Annotated in this window: 18 protein-coding genes; 15 read left to right on the top strand and 3 right to left on the bottom strand. The window is 72.2% G+C overall.

The genetic code is table 11. The features are described 5' to 3' along the window. Positions 1–647: 647 nt before the first annotated feature. The 5 genes from BMX97_RS08230 to BMX97_RS08210 all read left to right on the top strand — a co-directional run bounded on the left by BMX97_RS08230 (position 648) and on the right by BMX97_RS08210 (position 5260). Positions 648–1883, top strand: coding sequence for an ABC transporter substrate-binding protein (locus BMX97_RS08230; protein ID WP_091747859.1), 1236 nt, complete (start codon positions 648–650; stop codon positions 1881–1883). Positions 1884–2102: 219 nt separating this feature from the next. Then, positions 2103–2954, top strand: a complete 852-nt coding sequence (locus BMX97_RS08225) for a transporter substrate-binding domain-containing protein (RefSeq protein WP_091747856.1) — start codon at positions 2103–2105, stop codon at positions 2952–2954. A 123-nt stretch (positions 2955–3077) separates the two neighbouring features. Continuing rightward, on the top strand, positions 3078–3770 hold the full coding sequence (locus tag BMX97_RS08220; protein WP_091747853.1) for an aspartate/glutamate racemase family protein: 693 nt from the start codon (positions 3078–3080) through the stop codon (positions 3768–3770). 18 nt (positions 3771–3788) lie between these two features. Continuing rightward, on the top strand, positions 3789–4448 hold the full coding sequence (locus tag BMX97_RS08215; RefSeq protein ID WP_091747848.1) for an amino acid ABC transporter permease: 660 nt from the start codon (positions 3789–3791) through the stop codon (positions 4446–4448). 41 nt (positions 4449–4489) lie between these two features. Then, the gene (locus BMX97_RS08210) at positions 4490–5260 is read left to right on the top strand and encodes an amino acid ABC transporter ATP-binding protein (RefSeq protein ID WP_091747998.1); all 771 of its coding nucleotides are present in this window, start codon (positions 4490–4492) and stop codon (positions 5258–5260) included. Positions 5261–5276: 16 nt separating this feature from the next. Here the strand turns inward: BMX97_RS08210 and BMX97_RS08205 are convergent, their stop codons facing one another. Together BMX97_RS08205 and phnF are read right to left on the bottom strand one after the other, a co-directional pair. Continuing rightward, positions 5277–5507: a hypothetical protein gene (locus BMX97_RS08205; RefSeq protein ID WP_091747845.1), complete on the bottom strand. Its 231-nt coding sequence runs from the start codon at positions 5505–5507 to the stop codon at positions 5277–5279. 161 nt (positions 5508–5668) lie between these two features. Continuing rightward, on the bottom strand, positions 5669–6418 hold the full coding sequence (phnF, locus tag BMX97_RS08200; protein WP_091747842.1) for a phosphonate metabolism transcriptional regulator PhnF: 750 nt from the start codon (positions 6416–6418) through the stop codon (positions 5669–5671). Between the two features lie 146 nt (positions 6419–6564). On the opposite strand from phnF, the gene phnG reads away from it, so the two are divergent. The 10 genes from phnG to BMX97_RS08150 all read left to right on the top strand — a co-directional run bounded on the left by phnG (position 6565) and on the right by BMX97_RS08150 (position 15096). Beyond that, positions 6565–6978, top strand: a complete 414-nt coding sequence (phnG, locus tag BMX97_RS08195; protein WP_091747995.1) for a phosphonate C-P lyase system protein PhnG — start codon at positions 6565–6567, stop codon at positions 6976–6978. Continuing rightward, a complete protein-coding gene (gene phnH / locus BMX97_RS08190) occupies positions 6978–7565 on the top strand; it encodes a phosphonate C-P lyase system protein PhnH (RefSeq protein ID WP_091747839.1) in 588 nt (195 codons plus the stop codon). Before phnG ends, phnH begins: the two co-directional genes overlap by 1 nt. 3 nt (positions 7566–7568) lie before the next feature. Beyond that, the gene (locus BMX97_RS08185) at positions 7569–8675 is read left to right on the top strand and encodes a carbon-phosphorus lyase complex subunit (RefSeq protein ID WP_091747836.1); all 1107 of its coding nucleotides are present in this window, start codon (positions 7569–7571) and stop codon (positions 8673–8675) included. A 13-nt stretch (positions 8676–8688) separates the two neighbouring features. Then, entirely contained in the window at positions 8689–9564 is an 876-nt protein-coding gene (locus BMX97_RS08180) for an alpha-D-ribose 1-methylphosphonate 5-phosphate C-P-lyase PhnJ (protein WP_091747833.1), read from the top strand. Beyond that, positions 9557–10264 carry a GNAT family N-acetyltransferase gene (locus tag BMX97_RS33585; RefSeq protein WP_244538330.1) on the top strand — a complete coding sequence of 236 codons (708 nt, stop codon included), beginning with the start codon at positions 9557–9559 and terminating at the stop codon, positions 10262–10264. The genes BMX97_RS08180 and BMX97_RS33585 overlap by 8 nt, the downstream gene beginning before the upstream one ends. Beyond that, positions 10261–11034 (top strand): phosphonate C-P lyase system protein PhnK, encoded by a 774-nt coding sequence (phnK, locus tag BMX97_RS08170; protein ID WP_091747830.1) that lies wholly within the window; start codon positions 10261–10263, stop codon positions 11032–11034. Before BMX97_RS33585 ends, phnK begins: the two co-directional genes overlap by 4 nt. Next, the gene (gene phnL, locus BMX97_RS08165) at positions 11031–11735 is read left to right on the top strand and encodes a phosphonate C-P lyase system protein PhnL (protein ID WP_091747827.1); all 705 of its coding nucleotides are present in this window, start codon (positions 11031–11033) and stop codon (positions 11733–11735) included. Before phnK ends, phnL begins: the two co-directional genes overlap by 4 nt. Positions 11736–11749: 14 nt before the next feature. Then, positions 11750–12886, top strand: a complete 1137-nt coding sequence (locus tag BMX97_RS08160; RefSeq protein ID WP_091747992.1) for an alpha-D-ribose 1-methylphosphonate 5-triphosphate diphosphatase — start codon at positions 11750–11752, stop codon at positions 12884–12886. Beyond that, positions 12886–13416 carry a phosphonate metabolism protein/1,5-bisphosphokinase (PRPP-forming) PhnN gene (gene phnN, locus BMX97_RS08155; protein WP_177202149.1) on the top strand — a complete coding sequence of 177 codons (531 nt, stop codon included), beginning with the start codon at positions 12886–12888 and terminating at the stop codon, positions 13414–13416. The genes BMX97_RS08160 and phnN overlap by 1 nt, the downstream gene beginning before the upstream one ends. A 117-nt stretch (positions 13417–13533) precedes the next feature. Continuing rightward, complete coding sequence (locus BMX97_RS08150; protein WP_091747821.1) at positions 13534–15096, top strand: CYTH and CHAD domain-containing protein; 1563 nt, start codon at positions 13534–13536, stop codon at positions 15094–15096. Between the two features lie 40 nt (positions 15097–15136). Here BMX97_RS08150 and rlmB read toward each other — a convergent pair whose 3' ends face one another. Continuing rightward, positions 15137–16018: a 23S rRNA (guanosine(2251)-2'-O)-methyltransferase RlmB gene (gene rlmB / locus BMX97_RS08145; protein ID WP_244538329.1), complete on the bottom strand. Its 882-nt coding sequence runs from the start codon at positions 16016–16018 to the stop codon at positions 15137–15139. Positions 16019–16117: the final 99 nt, after the last annotated feature.

Here is a 16117-nt window from a genome sequence, read left to right as displayed (position 1 = left end):
CGCGCCATTCGTCGGGCCGTAGCCCGCGGCACGGGACGACGCCCGGGGAGAGGCTGGCGAGGCCGCGGGACCAGGCGAGGACGGTAGCGGGGAGGGCTTCTGAGGGTGAAATCATAAGCTCAGGGGTTAGACAAAATCCCGAATTTCTCGATCGCTACGGTTGCGGTCGGACGGGCGTCAAAGCGCTCAGTCTTTGAAAATTCGAATTTAAAATAGGCCTCTGACTCCGTGGGTGATGGGTCGAATCCACGCTCCCCGGCCACGGTCTTCTTCGAGCATTCAGCGCGCCGTCCGTGATCGCCGTGAGTCGGTCTGACGCCCTTGTGTGCCTGCCTGGATAGGCCCACGCTGCCTGCTCTCTCGATCACCACCCCTCGATGCGTCGGCTCGAGGTCGGCCTCGTGCGAAGACGGCACCGCCGCACTCTTCGGCTCTTCCGGCTGAGCATGTCGGCGCCTGCACGCGGGTCGGGTTCCTGGACGATCCCACGCGGCGGCCGACCCGGCCGGCGGGCTCCCGGACCGGGCTTGCGGGGAACGAGGGCGAGGCCCGGGCGATCCCGGACTTGCGCTCCGCCGCCCCGCCCCCTCTGATGGGCCCGCCACGATCCGCTCGACCAGAAGCGGACGTGCCCGGGAGAACGCCCAATGCCCCTCACGCCCCTTCGCGCCGCGCTGCTCGCCGCCGCGTCCCTGTGTGCCCTGACCGTCCCGACTCGCGCCGCCGAGCCGCGGCTCTCCGACGGCAAGGTCAAGCTCGCGGTCCTCAACGACATGTCGAGCGTCTACGCCGATTCGACCGGCCGCGGCTCGGTGATCGCCGCCGAGATGGCGGTCAGGGATTTCGGCGGCAGCCTCGACGGCAAGCCGATCGAGGTCGTGTTCGCCGATCACCAGAACAAGCCGGATGTCGGCTCCAACATCGCCCGGCAATGGTACGACCGCGACGGCGTCGACGTGATCCTCGACGTGCCGACCTCCTCGGTGGCGCTCGCGGTCCAGCAGATCGCCAAGGAGAAGGGCAAGGTGCTGATCGTCTCGGGCGGCGGCACCTCGGACCTCACCGGCCCGCAATGCTCGCCCACCGGCATCCACTGGACCTACGACACCTACGCGCTCTCGCACGTTTCGGGCAATGCCGCGGTGAAGAAGGGGCTCGACACCTGGAGCTTCGTCACCGCCGACTACGCCTTCGGCCACGCGCTGGAGCGCGACGCCGTCGCGGAGGTGAAGCGCTCGGGCGGCAAGGTGCTCTCCACGGTGCGCGCGCCCTTCGCCACCGCCGACTTCTCGTCCTTCCTGCTCCAGGCGCAGGGCTCGGGCTCGAAGCTGATCGCCTTCGCCAATGCCGGCGGCGACACCGTCAACGCGATCAAGCAGGCGCACGAGTTCGGCATCGTCCAGGGCGGCCAGACCCTGCTGGCGCTCCTCATCAACATCGACGACGTGCACAGCCTCGGCATCGAGGTGGCGCAGAACCTGCTGCTCACCACCGCCTTCTACTGGGACCGCACGCCGGAGACCCGCGCCTTCGCGACCCGCTTCAAGGAGAAGGCTGGACTGATGCCGACGATGCACCAGGCCGGCGTCTATTCCTCGGTGCTGCACTACCTGAAGGCGGTGCAGGCCGCCGGCACCGACGACGCCAAGACGGTGGTCGCCCGGATGCGCGAGACCCCGGTCAACGACATGTTCGCGACGAACGGCAAGATCCGGGAGGACGGCCGCATGGTCCACGACATGTACCTGATGCAGGTGAAGACCCCGAAGGAATCGACCGGGGAATGGGACCTCTACAAGCTCATCGCCACGGTGCCGGGCGACGAGGCGTTCCGGCCGCTCGCCGAGGGCGGCTGCCCGCTGGTGAAGGCGGCCGCCAAGTAGCGCCGCCGCCCCGCCCCCGCGGGCGGGGCGGAACCCGGCCGTCGCGGGCCGGGATCCCGTCCGGCCCCCATGTCCCGGACCGGGGCCGGGCCCGGACGCCGCCCCTGTCAGACCTGCCCGCAATCCGGGCATGGCGGCGCCGGCGCGCCTATCGACAAGACTCCCGCCATGCGGCCTAAGGGCTTAAGAACCGCCGAGCTAACAAGGAGAGGGCCCGTCATGGTATCACGCAGGGACATCGCATCGCTTCTCGGCGCCGGCACGCTGGCGGCGGCCGCCCTCTCCCCGATCGGTACTGCCCGGGCCCAGACGGGGCCCGCGGCCGAGAACACCTTCCAGCGCATCCGGCGGACCAAGAAGCTGCGCATCGCCGGCATCGTCGGGACCGAGCCGTACTACAAGAAGGACATCGCGTCCGGCGAGTGGTCCGGCTTCTGCGTGAGCATGGCGCAGGACCTCGCCAAGGCGATGGATGCCGAGCTCGAGATCGCCGAGACCACCTGGGGCAACGCGGTGCTCGACCTCCAGGCGAACAAGATCGACATCATGTTCGGCCTGTCGCCGACGCCCTCCCGCGCCCTCACGGTCGAGTTCACCCGGCCGATCATGCTGAACACCTTCACCATCATCGCCAAGCCGGGCTTCGAGCCCAAGACCTGGGCCGACCTCAACAAGCCCGAGGTCCGGGTCGCCGTCGACATCGGGTCGACCCACGACCTGTTCGCCCGGCGCATCATCCCCAACGCCACGCTGCTCGCGCTGAAGACCCCGGACGACGCCATGCTGTCGGTGCAGTCGAACCGCGCCGACTGCGTCATCCAGGTCGCGATGCTGTCGCTGGTGACGGTGAAGAAGAACCCCAAGGTCGGCAAGATCATCGTGCCGACGCCGGCGAGCGCGCAGCCGACCTGCGCCGGCGTGCGGGCCGAGCCGGATCCCCGGTTCCGGACCTTCGTCGACAACTGGCTCGAGTACAATCGCGGCCTCGGCGCGATGAAGGGCTGGATCACCTCCAGCCTGGAGCTGGTCGGGGTCAAGGCCGGGGACATCCCGGCCGAGATCACGTTCTGATCCGGTTTTTCCGGAAGACGACTTCCGGAAAAGCCGTTTGACGCGCGCCCGTCGCCGCGGCCCGGGACGTCCCGCCCGGGCCGGGTCCTCGCGCCATCGACCCCATCCTCCCCGTCTCGCGCCATGCCCCCCGACCCCGCCCCGCCTTTGGGCATCATCATGCTCGACACCCGGTTCGAGCGTCCCCCCGGCGATGTCGGGCACGCGGCGAGCTGGCCCTTTCCGGTCTTGTTCGAGGTCGTGCGCGGCGCCACCGCGCGGCGGGTCGTCGGGGGTCGGGACGCCGACCTGGCGGACGCCTTCGTGGCGGCCGGGGAGGCGCTGCGGGCCCGCGGCGCCGTCGGCGTCATCACGTCGTGCGGGTTCCTCGCGGCACGGCAGCGCTGGCTCGCCGCCCGGATGTCGCTGCCGCTCGCGACCTCGAGCCTGATGCAACTCCCGCTGATCGACCGCTGCCTGCCCGGCGGCAAGCGGGCCGGGGTCGTGACCTACGACGCCGACGCGCTCACGCCGGCCCACTTCGTCGAGGTGGGGGCCGATCCCGCCACGCCGGTCGTCGGCCTGCCGGCGAACGGGGCGCTGCGCGGCCTGATCGAGCGGGAGGCGGCCTACGACGCGGCCGCCCTCGCCCGCGACGTCCTGGAGGCCGCGGGCGCCTTGATCGCGCGGGGCGACGTCGGCGCCATCGTGATGGAATGCACCAACCTGCCGCCGTTCTCGCGCGCCGTCGCCGACGCGTTCGGCGTCCCCGTCTTCGACGTCATCACCCTGGGCCGCTGGTTTCACTCGGGCCTCACGCAGACACGATACCCGTAGAGCGGGCCGGAGCAGACGATGACTTACGAGTGGGACTTTGCGTTCCTGCTGCAATACAAGGGGCTGATCGCGATCGGCGCCCTGTACACGATCGGGTTCACCATCGTCACGGCGATCGCCGGCTTCGTCGTCGGCGGCCTGATCGCCGTCGCGCGCCTGGCCAACGCCAGGGTGGTGACCATCCCGCTCCTGGCCTTCATCGAGATCTTCCGCTGCACGCCCGTGCTCGTGCAGCTGGTCTGGATCTACTACGCCCTCCCGATCGTGATCGGCGTCGAGCTCAAGCCCGCGACGGCGGCGTTCATCGCCCTGACGCTCTACGGCGCGTCGTTCTTCGCCGAGATCATCCGCGGCGGCATCGCCTCGATCGACACCGGCCAGTGGGATGCCGGGCGGGCGCTCGGCATGCGCCGGGCGGCGCTGATGCGGCGCGTCGTCCTGCCCCAGGCGCTCAAGCGGATGATCCCGCCCCTGGTCAACCAGGTCGTCCTCCAGCTGAAGAACACCTCGCTCCTGTCCGTGCTCGCCGTTCCCGATCTGCTCTACCAGGGACAGCTCATCACCTCGGCGACGTACAAGCCGCTCGAGGTCTACACGATGATCGCGGTCATCTACTTCATCATTCTGTTCCCGCTCACGACCCTCGCCCACGGCCTCGAGCGCAGGCTCGCCCGGTGAGCACGAGGAGGGACCCCATGACGACGCAAGCGGTGCGGGCCATGCCGGAGACGACGATGATCGCGGTCGAGCACGTCAGGAAGGCGTTCGGCCCCGTGCCGGTGCTCAAGGACATCTCCCTGAGCGTGCCGAAGGGCGGGATCCTCTCGCTCATCGGCCCGAGCGGCTCGGGCAAGTCGACCCTGCTGCGCTGCCTCAACCTCCTCACCATCCCGTGCGAGGGCACGATCCGCATCGGGTCGCACGCGATGCGCTTCGGCCCCGACCATCGGATGCCGCGGGACCGGGACCTCGCCGCCTTCCGCTCGACGGTCGGCATGGTGTTTCAGAACTTCAACCTTTTTCCCCACATGTCGGTCGTCCGGAACGTCATGGAGGGGCCGGTCACCGTGCTCGGCCGGGGGCGGGACGAGGCCCGGGACCTCGCCGTCCGGCTCCTCGACAAGGTCGGGCTGCGCGAGAAGGCCGACGCCTATCCCGACCGGCTCTCCGGCGGACAGAAGCAGCGGGTCGCCATCGCGCGGGCGCTGGCGATGCAGCCGGAGGTGATGCTGTTCGACGAGGCGACCTCGGCGCTCGATCCCGAGCTCGTCGGGGAGGTCCTGACCGTCGTGCGCCAGCTGGCGTCGGAGGGCATGACGATGGTGCTCGTCACCCACGAGATCGCCTTCGCGCGCGACGTCGCCGATACCTGCGTGTTCATGCGCGACGGCTTCGTGGTCGAGGAGGGACCGGCCCGGCAGGTCATCGAGGACCCGCAGCAGGCCGCGACGAAAGCCTTCCTCAGCCATTTCCATAAGGCGGCGGTGTGATCCCGCCGCGTCGCGCTCAGCGCACCATGTTGCGCAGGCGGCAATAGCTCCCGTTGTCCTGGTAGCCCGCCGGGCAGCGCCGCACGCAGGCGCCGGCCGCGAACTTCAGCGGCGGCCGGCAGACCTGGCCGCGGCCGAGCTGGCGGCGCTGGTACATGTAGTCCTGGGCCGGCCCGGCCTGCGCGGGCGTCAGCGGCAGGAGGCCGGCGAGGAGCAGCAGGGCGGCGCAGGTCGGGCGGATGGGCATCGGGGATCTCCGGCGCGGGGCGGCGGGGTAACTGCCCAAGGGGCAGGAAGTTCGGTGGAAAGCGGGGCGCGGGACATTCCTCTCCCCGCCCGCGGGGAGAGGGGGGGGAATGTCCGCGTCATCGGCGCTCGCCCTATCCCCCGGGGAGACGGGAGTGCCCCCTACCCCTCCACCACCAGCTCCACCCGGTCCGCCGCGAACAGGCTGCGGGTCGCCTGGATCGGCACGCCCGCCGCGTCGACGTTGACGCTCGACAGCATGATCAGCACCCGCCCGGGCGCGAGATCGAGGCGGGCGGCCTCGTCGGCGGTGGCCGGGCGGGCGGTGATGCGGGTCGACAGGCGGGTGTAGTCGGCGATGCCGAACTCCGCGTAGGCCCGGGTGAGCGAGCCGAGCGCCGCGTAGGCCGCCGCGAATCCCTCGAAGCGCGGCAGCGGCAGGCAGGTGCGGGCGGTCGAGAGCGGCGTGCCGTCGGCCCGATGGATCGTCAGCAGTTCGAGCATCGGATCCTGAGGCGCGAGGCCCAAGGCCTCGGCGGTCGCCGGGTCGGCCGGGACGGTCTCGGCCGCCAGGAGATCGCCCCAGGCCTCGCGGCCCGCCTGGCTGACGATCTCCGAGAAGCGGGTGCGCCGGCCGATCGGGTAGGCGAGGCGCGGCGTCTCCACGAAGGTGCCGCGCCCCTGCGTCGCCCGCACCAGCCCGCGCTCGGCGAGCGCGGCGAGCGCCCTGCGCACGGTATGCCGGTTGACCCCGAACCGGGTCGCCAACGCGGCTTCCGTCGGCAACTGGCTGCCCGCCGCGAGGCGACCGGCCTCGATATCGGCCGCCACGCCGTCGGCGATCTGGCGCCAGGCCGCCAGCCCCTCCCCCCGTGCCAGCACCGTCACCGCGCCGTCGTCGCCCGCGTCCATACCGTCATCCAAACTTCATTTGCTCCCGGATCGTCGGTTGTCTATACCATTAGACAACCGAGATGCCAGCGGACCCCGCGATGCCCCATCCTAACCCGGCCGACCGCCAGCCCGAAGCGTCCGATCCCGCCGGCCGCCGCGCCGTGATGGCGCTCTGCGGGCAGGCCCGCCCCGAGGAGTTGCACCGGGCGCTGGCACAGCTCGGCGCGACCGACGAGGCCGAAGACCTGCGCCCGCCCGAGACCGGCCTGGTAATGACCCGCGGCCGCATCGGCGGCGACGGGCGGCCGTTCAACCTCGGCGAGGCGACGGTGACCCGGGCGGCGGTGCGCCTGCCCGGCGGCGCGACCGGGTTCGCCTACCATCTCGGCCGCGACCGGTCGAAGGCGCGGCTCGCCGCTACCCTCGACGCGCTGTGGCAGGTCCCCGAGCGGCGCGCGGCGGTGGAGGCGGCGCTCGCGCCCGTCGCGTCCCGCCGGGCGGAGGAACGTACCGCCCAGGCGCGCCGGATCGCGGCGACGCGGGTGAACTTCTTCACCATGGCGAGAGGAGAGGATTGATGCTCGCCCGCGGCTTTGCCGACCCCGTCCACGACGCCCAGGGCGTCTTCCGCGCCGTCATGGATGCGCTCGCGCGTCCCGGCACGATCCAGGCCCTCGCGACCGGCCTCGCGCCCCCGGCGCCGCTGACGCCCGAACTCGCCGCCGTCGCGCTGGCGCTCGCCGATGCCGACGCGCCGCTCTGGCTCGATGCCGGCCTGGCGGAGAGCCCGGCCGTCGCGGAGTTCCTGCGCTTCCATACCGGCGCCCGCATCACCGACGATCCGGCCGAGGCCGCCTTCGCGGTGGTCTCGGACGCCGCCGCCTGCCCGACATTCGACGCCTTCGCGCAGGGCACGCCGGCCTATCCCGACCGCTCCGCCACCCTGGTGCTCGCGGTCGCCACCCTGTCGGGCGACGAGGGCTGGCACCTCGACGGACCGGGCATCCGCGACAGCGCGCGCCTCGCGGCCTCGCCCCTGCCGGCGGACATGCCGGCGCGGCTCGCCCGCAACCATGCCGGCTTCCCGCAAGGGATCGACCTGATCCTGGCGGCGCCCGGCCGGGTCGCCGCGCTGCCGCGCTCCACCCGCGTCCAGGAGGGCTGACCCATGTACGTGGCCGTGAAGGGCGGCGAGGCCGCCATCGCCAACGCGCACCGGCTGCTCGCCGAGACCCGCCGGGGCGACACGAATGTCCCCGAGCTCTCGGTGGCGCAGATCCGCGAGCAGATGGCCTTGCTGGTCGACCGGGTGATGACCGAGGGCTCGCTGCACGATTCCGACCTCGCCGCGCTCGCCCTCAAGCAGGCGCGCGGCGACCTGATCGAGGCGGTTTTTTTGGTGCGGGCCTACCGCACCACCCTGCCCCGCTTCGGCGCCTCCGAGCCGGTCGAGACCGGCGCCATGACGCTCCACCGTCGCATCTCCGCCACCTACAAGGATCTGCCCGGCGGCCAGGTGCTCGGGCCGACCTTCGACTACACCCACCGCCTCATCGACTTTGCGCTCGCCGCCGAGGGCGAGGCGCCGGTGGCCGAGGAAGCCCAGCCTCTGGCGGATGCCGCCCATGCGCCGCGGGTCACCGACCTTCTGGGCCGGGACGGGCTGATCGAACCCTCCGCCCCCGACGACGGCGCCCCCCCGGGCGACCTGACCCGCGAGCCCCTCGACTTCCCGGCCGACCGGGCGCTGCGCCTCCAGGCGCTGGCGCGGGGCGACGAGGGCTTCGTGCTCGCGCTCGGCTACTCGACGCAGCGCGGCTACGGCCGCACCCACCCCTTCGTCGGCGAGATCCGGGTCGGCACGGTCGCGGTCGAGTTCGTGCCGGAGGAGCTGGGCTTCTCCGTGCCGCTGGGCGAGATCGACCTCACCGAGTGCCAGATGGTCAACCAGTTCCACGGCAGCGCCGAGGTGCCGCCGCAGTTCACCCGCGGCTACGGCCTCGCCTTCGGCCAGAGCGAGCGCAAGGCGATGGCGATGGCCCTCGTCGATCGGGCCTTGAGGGCTGAGGAACTGGGCGAGCCGGTCGGCGCTCCGGCGCAGGACCAGGAATTCGTGCTGGCCCATTGCGACGCGCTCCAGGCCACCGGCTTCGTCGAGCACCTGAAGCTGCCCCACTACGTCGATTTCCAGGCCGAGCTGGAGCTGGTGCGGCGGCTTCGCGCCGAGCACGCCGCCCGGCATGCGGCGCCCAAGGCCGGGCCGAGGCCGCGATGAAGGAGGCCGCGGAATGAACGCCGAGACCGGCTACAACTTCGCCTATCTCGACGAGGGCACCAAGCGGATGATCCGCCGGGCGATCCTCAAGGCGATCGCGATCCCCGGCTACCAGGTGCCCTTCGCCTCCCGCGAGATGCCGATGCCCTACGGCTGGGGCACCGGCGGCGTGCAGGTCACCGCCGCCATCCTGGGCCGGAGCGACGTGCTCAAGGTCATCGACCAGGGCTCGGACGACACGACGAACGCGGTCTCGATCCGCGCCTTCTTCGCCCGCACGGCCGACGTCGCGGTCACCACCCGCACCCGCGACGCGACCGTGATCCAGACCCGGCACCGCATCCCGGAGGCGCCGCTCCACGGGGGGCAGGTTCTGGTCTACCAGGTGCCGATCCCCGAGCCCCTGCGCTTCCTCGAGCCGCGGGAGACCGAGACGCGCCAGCTCCACGCCTTGGCCGAGTACGGGCTGATGCACGTCAAGCTCTACGAGGACATCGCCCGCCACGGCCACATCGCCACCACCTACGCCTATCCGGTCGAGGTCGCGGGCCGCTACGTTATGGACCCGTCGCCGACGCCGAAATTCGACAACCCGAAGATGGACGATTGCCCGGCGCTCCAGCTCTTCGGCGCCGGCCGCGAGAAGCGGATCTACGCCGTGCCGCCCCATACGCGGGTGCGGAGCCTCGACTTCGAGGACCATCCGTTCCGGGTCCAGAGCTTCGACAGGCCGTGCGCCCTGTGCGGCGCGGAAGGGGTCTATCTCGACGAGGTGCTGCTCGACGATGCCGGCGGGCGGATGTTCGTCTGCTCGGACACCGACCATTGCGAGGAGCGCCGGGCCGACGGCCATGTCGGCACCGGCGGCCTGGAGGCGGCGTATGTCTGACTCGACTATCCGCCGGGCCTCGGCGCCCGACCTGCCGGCCGTGCTCGGCCTCTACGCCGAGCTCAATGCCGGCCGGGTCGCGACCCTGGACCAGGCCGAGGCCCTGCTCGCGCGCCTCGACGCCTATCCCGATTACGGGCTCTACGTCGCCGAGGTCGGGGGCCGGATCGTCGGCACCTTCTGCCTCGTCATCCTCGACAACATCGCCCATTGGGGCACGCCGTCGGCCCTCGTCGAGAGCGTGGTGGTCTCATCGAGCGAGCGCGGCACCGGGCTGGGCCGGCGGATGATGCAGGAGGCCGGCCGGCTCGCCGCCGAAAAGGGCTGCTACAAGCTCGCCCTGTCCTCCAACGTCGACGCGAAGCCCGCCCATCGCTTCTACGAGAGCCTCGGCTTCGAGCGCTACGGCTACAGCTTCCGGCTCGATCCGCCCTTTGTGGGTGATGCAGGGCATCTCGGTCATGAGGAAACGCGCGGGATCCCCCCTCTCCCGTGTGGGAGAGGGGCTGGGGGTGAGGGTGCTACGGTTCCGCAGAAGACGCAGGCCGTCCCGCTGTCAGCACCGCGCTCACAGCTTCACACTGAAGCGTGTCACCCTCACCCCTACCCCTCTCCCACACGGGAGAGGGGATCCCGCGCCAATGTCGTTTCGGCCGATGTGTCGGAGCACTCTGTGACCGACGAGGAGACGACGGCATGAGCGCCCCCCTGCTCCAGGCCCGCGGCCTGACCAAGCATTACGGTGCCCGCACGGCGTGCGCCGACGTCTCCTTCGACCTCGATCCCGGCGAGGTGCTGGCGATCGTCGGCGAATCCGGCTCCGGCAAGTCGACGCTGCTGTCGCTGATCGCCACCGAGCTTCAGCCCGATTCCGGCCACGTCGCCTACCGGATGCGCGACGGGGTGATGCGCGACCTCGCATCCTTGAGCGAGGCCGAGCGCCGGGCGCTGATGCGCACCGACTGGGGCTTCGTGCGTCAGGACGCGGCCAAGGGCCTGCGCATGGCGGTCTCGGCCGGCGGCAATGTCGGCGAGCGGCTGATGGGCGCGGGCGCCCGCCACTACGGCCACATCCGCGGCACGGCGCTCGACTGGCTTTCCAAGGTCGAGATCGCCGCCGACCGGGTCGACGATCCGCCGACGCGGTTCTCCGGCGGCATGCGCCAGCGCCTCCAGATCGCCCGCAACCTCGTCACCGGCCCGCGCCTGGTGCTGATGGACGAGCCGACTTCCGGCCTCGACGTCTCCGTCCAGGCCCGCCTCCTCGACCTGATCCGCGGGCTCGTCGCCGAACTCGGCCTCGCGGTCGTCATCGTCACCCACGACCTCGCGGTGGCCCGCCTGCTGTCGCACCGGGTGATGGTGATGCGGGCCGGCCGGGTGATCGAGACCGGGCTCACCGACCAGGTGCTCGACGATCCGGCCGAGCCCTACACCCAGCTCCTCGTCTCCTCGGTGCTCGCCGCATGAATCCGGCTCTCGCATTCCGCGACGTCGCCAAGACGTTCACGCTCCACCTGCGCGGCGGCGTGCAGCTGCCGGTGATGGGCGGGGCCGATCTCGCGGTCCATCCGGGCGAGTGCGTGGTGCTCGGCGGGCCCTCGGGGGCGGGCAAGTCCTCGCTCCTCAAGATGGCCTACGGCAACTACCGCTGCGACCGCGGGCAGATCCTGGTGCGCGACGGCGACACCGTCACCGACGTCGCCTCCGCGTCGCCCCGCGAGATCCTGTCCTTGCGCCGCCGCACGATCTCCTACGTGTCGCAGTTCCTCCGGGTGATCCCGCGGGTCGGCGCCCGCGAGGTGGTGGCCGCGGCCGGGCGCGAGGGCGGCATGGCGGCGGAGGTCGCGCTCGCCCGCGCCGAGGAGCTCCTGTCCCGCCTCAACCTGCCCGAGCGCCTGTGGGACCTGCCGCCGGCGACCTTCTCGGGCGGCGAGCAGCAGCGGGTCAACATCGCCCGCGGGCTGATCGCCGAGCAGCCGATCCTCCTCCTCGACGAGCCCACCGCCTCCCTCGACGCACAGAACCGCGCCGTGGTGGTGGAGCTGATCCGCGCCCGCCAGGCGGCCGGCGCGGCCCTGCTCGGCATCTTCCACGACACCGACGTCCGCGAGGCGGTGGCGACCCGGGTCGTCGACGTCACCGCCTTCGCCCACAAGCGCGCTGCTTGATGAAGGGGACCTCCATGCAAGACCGGATCCTCGAGAACGCCACCCTGGTGCTGCCCGACCGGGTGCAGCACGGCTGGCTCGCCGTGGTCGACGGCCGCATCGCCGAGATCGGCGAGGGCCGCGCGCCCGAGCGCGGCCTCGACCTCCAGGGCGACCATCTCATCCCGGGCCTCGTCGAGCTGCACACCGACCACCTCGAGAGCCACTACGCGCCCCGCCCCAAGGTGCGCTGGCACCCGCTCGGCGCCGTGCTCGCCTACGACGCGCAGATCGCGGCGTCGGGCATCACCACGGTGTTCGATTCGCTGCGCGCCGGCAGCGACCCGGACGGCAGCGGGCTCGGCCCCGAGCTGATGCAGCTCGCCGGCGCGATCGAGACCGCGAGGGGCGCCGACCTCTTCCGCGCCGACCACCGGACGCACCTGCGCTGCGAGATCCCCTCCGCCGACCTGATGGAGACGGTGCGGGACTTCACGGCGCGCTACCCCGTCGGGCTGATCTCGCTGATGGATCACACCCCCGGCCAGCGCCAGTTCCGCGACATCGACAAGTACTACACCTACGCCACCCGCGGCGGCCGCTCGCTCTCCGAGATTCAGGCCAACACCGCCCTGAAGATCCGCGACGGCCAGGCCTTCAACGCGATCAACCGCCCGGCCCTCGTCGATCTCGCCCGGGAGCGGGGCATCGCGCTCGCCAGCCACGACGACACCACGCTGGCCGACGTCGCCATGGCGCGGGACGAGGGCGTGCGGCTCGCCGAGTTCCCCACCACCGTGGACGCGGCGCGGGCGGCGCACGAGGCCGGCATCACCGTGATGATGGGCGCGCCGAACCTGATCCGCGGCGGCTCGCATTCCGGCAACGTCGCGGCGGAAGACCTCGCCCGGGACGGCCTGCTCGACGTGCTCTCCTCCGACTACGTGCCGGCGAGCCTGCTGATGGCGGCCTTCGGCCTGCCCGAGCGGGTCGACGCCATCACCCTGCCCCAGGCGATCGCCACCGTCACCGCCAACCCGGCCCGGGCCACCGGCCTGACCGATCGCGGCGCCATCGCCCGGGGCCTGCGGGCCGACCTCGTGCGGGTGCGCCCCGCCGCGGGCGTGCCGGTGGTGCGCCAGGTCTGGCGCCAGGGCGCGCGGGTCGCGTGATGGCCGGCGGCTTCGTTCTCGTCGTCGGCCCGAGCGGGGCCGGCAAGGACACCCTCCTGCGGCTCGCCCGCGCGACTCTGGCCGACGAGCCCCGCTTCGTCTTCCCGCGCCGCCTCGTCACCCGTCCGCCCTCGGAGCACGAGGACAACGACACGATCGGCGAGGACGCGTTTCGCGAGGGCGAGGCGGCGGGTCGCTTCGCCCTGTCCTGGCGCGCCCACAACCTCGGCTACGCGCTGCCGGGGGAGACCGCGCTCCTCGCCCGCGACGGGCATGTCGTGATCTGCAACGTCTCGCGCCGGGTGGTCGGCGAGGCGCGCCGGCGCCTGCCCGGCGTCAGCGTGGTCGAGGTGACGGCGCCGCCCGACGTGCTGGCCGCCCGCCTCGCCGCCCGCGGCCGGCGCGAGGACGGCGACCTCGGCGCCCGGCTCGCCCGCTCGGCCTCGGTCGTCGCCGACCTCGTGGTGGTGAACGACGGCGCCCCGGAGGCCGGGGCGGCGCGGCTCCTCGCGCATCTGCGAGCCCGCTGACGCGCCGTTCGCGTGTTCCGCCTACGGCAAGGCCTAGGCGAAACCTTTCGCCTCGGCCATGATTTCCGTTCGACCCCTGACATCGAACGGGTCGAACGGGAGATCAGGACCGCCGTGATGAGCGAACCGCGCGAGACCGAGCTGAAGCTGGATGTCGAGGCCTCCGACCTCGCCCGGCTGCGGGAGCACCCGCTGCTCGCCGGAGACTGGGCCGAGACCGAGCTGACCTCGGTCTATTACGACACGCCGGATAGCCGCCTGCGCGAGGCCGGCTACACCCTGCGGGTGCGCCGGGACGGCGACCGCCACCTCCAGACCGTGAAGGCGCGGGGCTCCGCCGCCGCCGGCCTGTTCGACCGTCCGGAATGGGAGACCACCGTCTCCGGCCCGCACCCCGACCCCGCCGCCTTCGCCGGCACCCCGCTCGCCGACCTCCTCGGCGGCGCGGAGGATCTCGCCCCCCTCTACACCTCCAGCGTCACCCGCTTCCTGCGCCGCCTCGCCGATACCGGGCCGGCCGGCAGCCGCATCGAGGTCGCGCTCGACCAGGGCCGGCTCGTCACCCCCGACGACCGGGTCTCGCCGGTCAGCGAGATCGAGCTCGAGCTGACCGGCGGCGCGCCCGCCGCCCTGTTCGACCTCGCCCGGGCGCTCGCCGCCGACGTGCCGCTGCGCCTCGGCGTGCTGAGCAAGTTCGAGCGCGGCGACGCGCTGGTCCGCGACCGCCTCGGCCGCGCCGTAAAGGCCGAGCCGGTGCCGCTCGATCCCGGCATGAGCGCCGCGGCGGCGTTCCGGGCCGTGGCCCTCGCCTGCCTGCGCCAGATGCGCCTCAACGAGACCGTGCTGCTCGGCCACCGCGACGTCGAGGCCCTGCACCAGCTGCGGGTGTCCCTGCGCCGCCTGCGCTCGGCCTTCTCGCTGTTCGGCGCCGTGATCGAGGACCGGCGCATGCCGGGCATCAAGGCCGAGCTGAAGCGCCTGAGCGAGCCCTTCGGCCACGCCCGCAACCTCGACGTCTATCTCGGCAAGACCCTGTCGCGCGAGCGCGAGCGGCGCCCGGACGAGGGCGGCCTCCTGATCCTGGAGCGCCACCTCGAGACCGAGCGCGAGGCGGCGCACACCGTCGTGCGCGGCGTGCTGGAGAGCCGCGCGTGGCGCGACTTCCTCCTCGACCTCGTCGCCTGGATCGAGACCGGGCCCTGGCTCGGCCCCGACAACCCGAACGCCGCGCTCCGCGACGGACCGGCCCGGGCCTTCGCCACCGAGGAGCTGGAGCGCCGCCGCCGCCAGGTGAAGAAGCGCGGCCGCCACCTCGCCGACCTGGATCCGGAGGAGCGCCACCGGGTGCGGATCGCCGCCAAGAAGCTGCGCTACGGCGCCGAGTTCTTCGCCGCGCTCTACACTGGAAAGGGAGCAGGCAAGGGCTCGGCCAGGAAGGCGGCCAAGCGCCATGCGGCCTTCGTCGAGGCCCTGGCCGACCTCCAGGACCATCTCGGCGACCTCAACGATATTGCCACCGCGCACACCCTCGCCCAGGACCTCGCCCGGGGTGCGCCGGCCGGCGCGGTCTTCGCCGCCGGGCTCACCACCGCCGACACAGAGGCACGCACACGGCACCTGCTCGCCGAGGCCGCCAAGGCGCACGAGGCCCTGGTCGACGTCCGCCCGTTCTGGCGCTGACACCGGCTCCCGCGCCGTCGGGTGCGAGATCCCCACGCCGTCAGGCGTGGGGCATCAGGGCGTACAGGGTGATCGCGGCGGCGTTCGAGACGTTGAGGCTCTGGATCGCGCCCCGGAACGGGATCCGGGCCATCACGTCGCAGCATTCGCGGGTGCGCTGGCGCAGCCCCTTGCCCTCGGCCCCGAGCACCACGACGAGCGGCGTCTTCGGCCCGACCGCGTCCAGGGTCTCGGGCGCCTCGGAATCGAGCCCGACCCGGGTGAAGCCGCGCTCGCCGAGCTCGATCAGGGCCTCGGCGAGGTTGCGCACCACCACGAACGGGACATGCTCGAGCCCGCCCGAGGCGGACTTGGCGAGGACCCCGGTGACGGTGGGCGAGTGCCGGGCGGTCGTCACGATGGCGGTGACGCCGAACGCCGCCGCCGTGCGCACGATGGCGCCGACATTGTGCGGATCGGTGATCTGGTCGAGGGCGAGCAGCACCGCGTCGGCGGGCAGCGTGTCGAAGGCCGGGCCCTCCAGCGGCTCGGCCTCGAGGTAGAGGCCCTGGTGCACCGCGTCCGGCCCGAGCAGCCCGGTGATGGTGCCGGGCTTGACGATCTCGGGCACGATGCGCAGTTCGCCCACCTCCTCGGTCAGGCGCACCATCGCGTTCTCGGTGGCGAGCAGCTTGATCAGCACGCGCCTGGGGTTGCGCAGCGCCTCCGAGACCGGATGCCAGCCATACAGCAGGGCCGGCCCGTCCAGATCGTCGCCGCCGGGCCGCCCGCCCGCCCCACCGCGGGCCGGCCCCCGGTTGAAGCCGCCCTTGCCGAAACTCCCCTTGCTGAACCCCCCGTTGCCCGAGCCGCCCTTGCCCGGCCCACCCTTGCCCGGCCCACTCTTCCAACCGCCCCCACGCGGCGCCTGCCTCGTCGTCATCCTGCGTCCCGCCCGCGTTCAAGGCCCATATCCACGGCCGACAAGACCGAGCCCCCGGCCCCCGTCAAGCCCATCAATCCGGTTGCCCTGCCGACCGAA

The organism is Methylobacterium sp. ap11, assembly GCF_900110515.1.
GTDB classification, from domain to species: domain Bacteria; phylum Pseudomonadota; class Alphaproteobacteria; order Rhizobiales; family Beijerinckiaceae; genus Methylobacterium; species Methylobacterium ajmalii.
The sequence above is the reverse complement of the archived record's forward strand: the minus strand, read 5'-3'. Positions and strand labels throughout refer to the sequence as shown.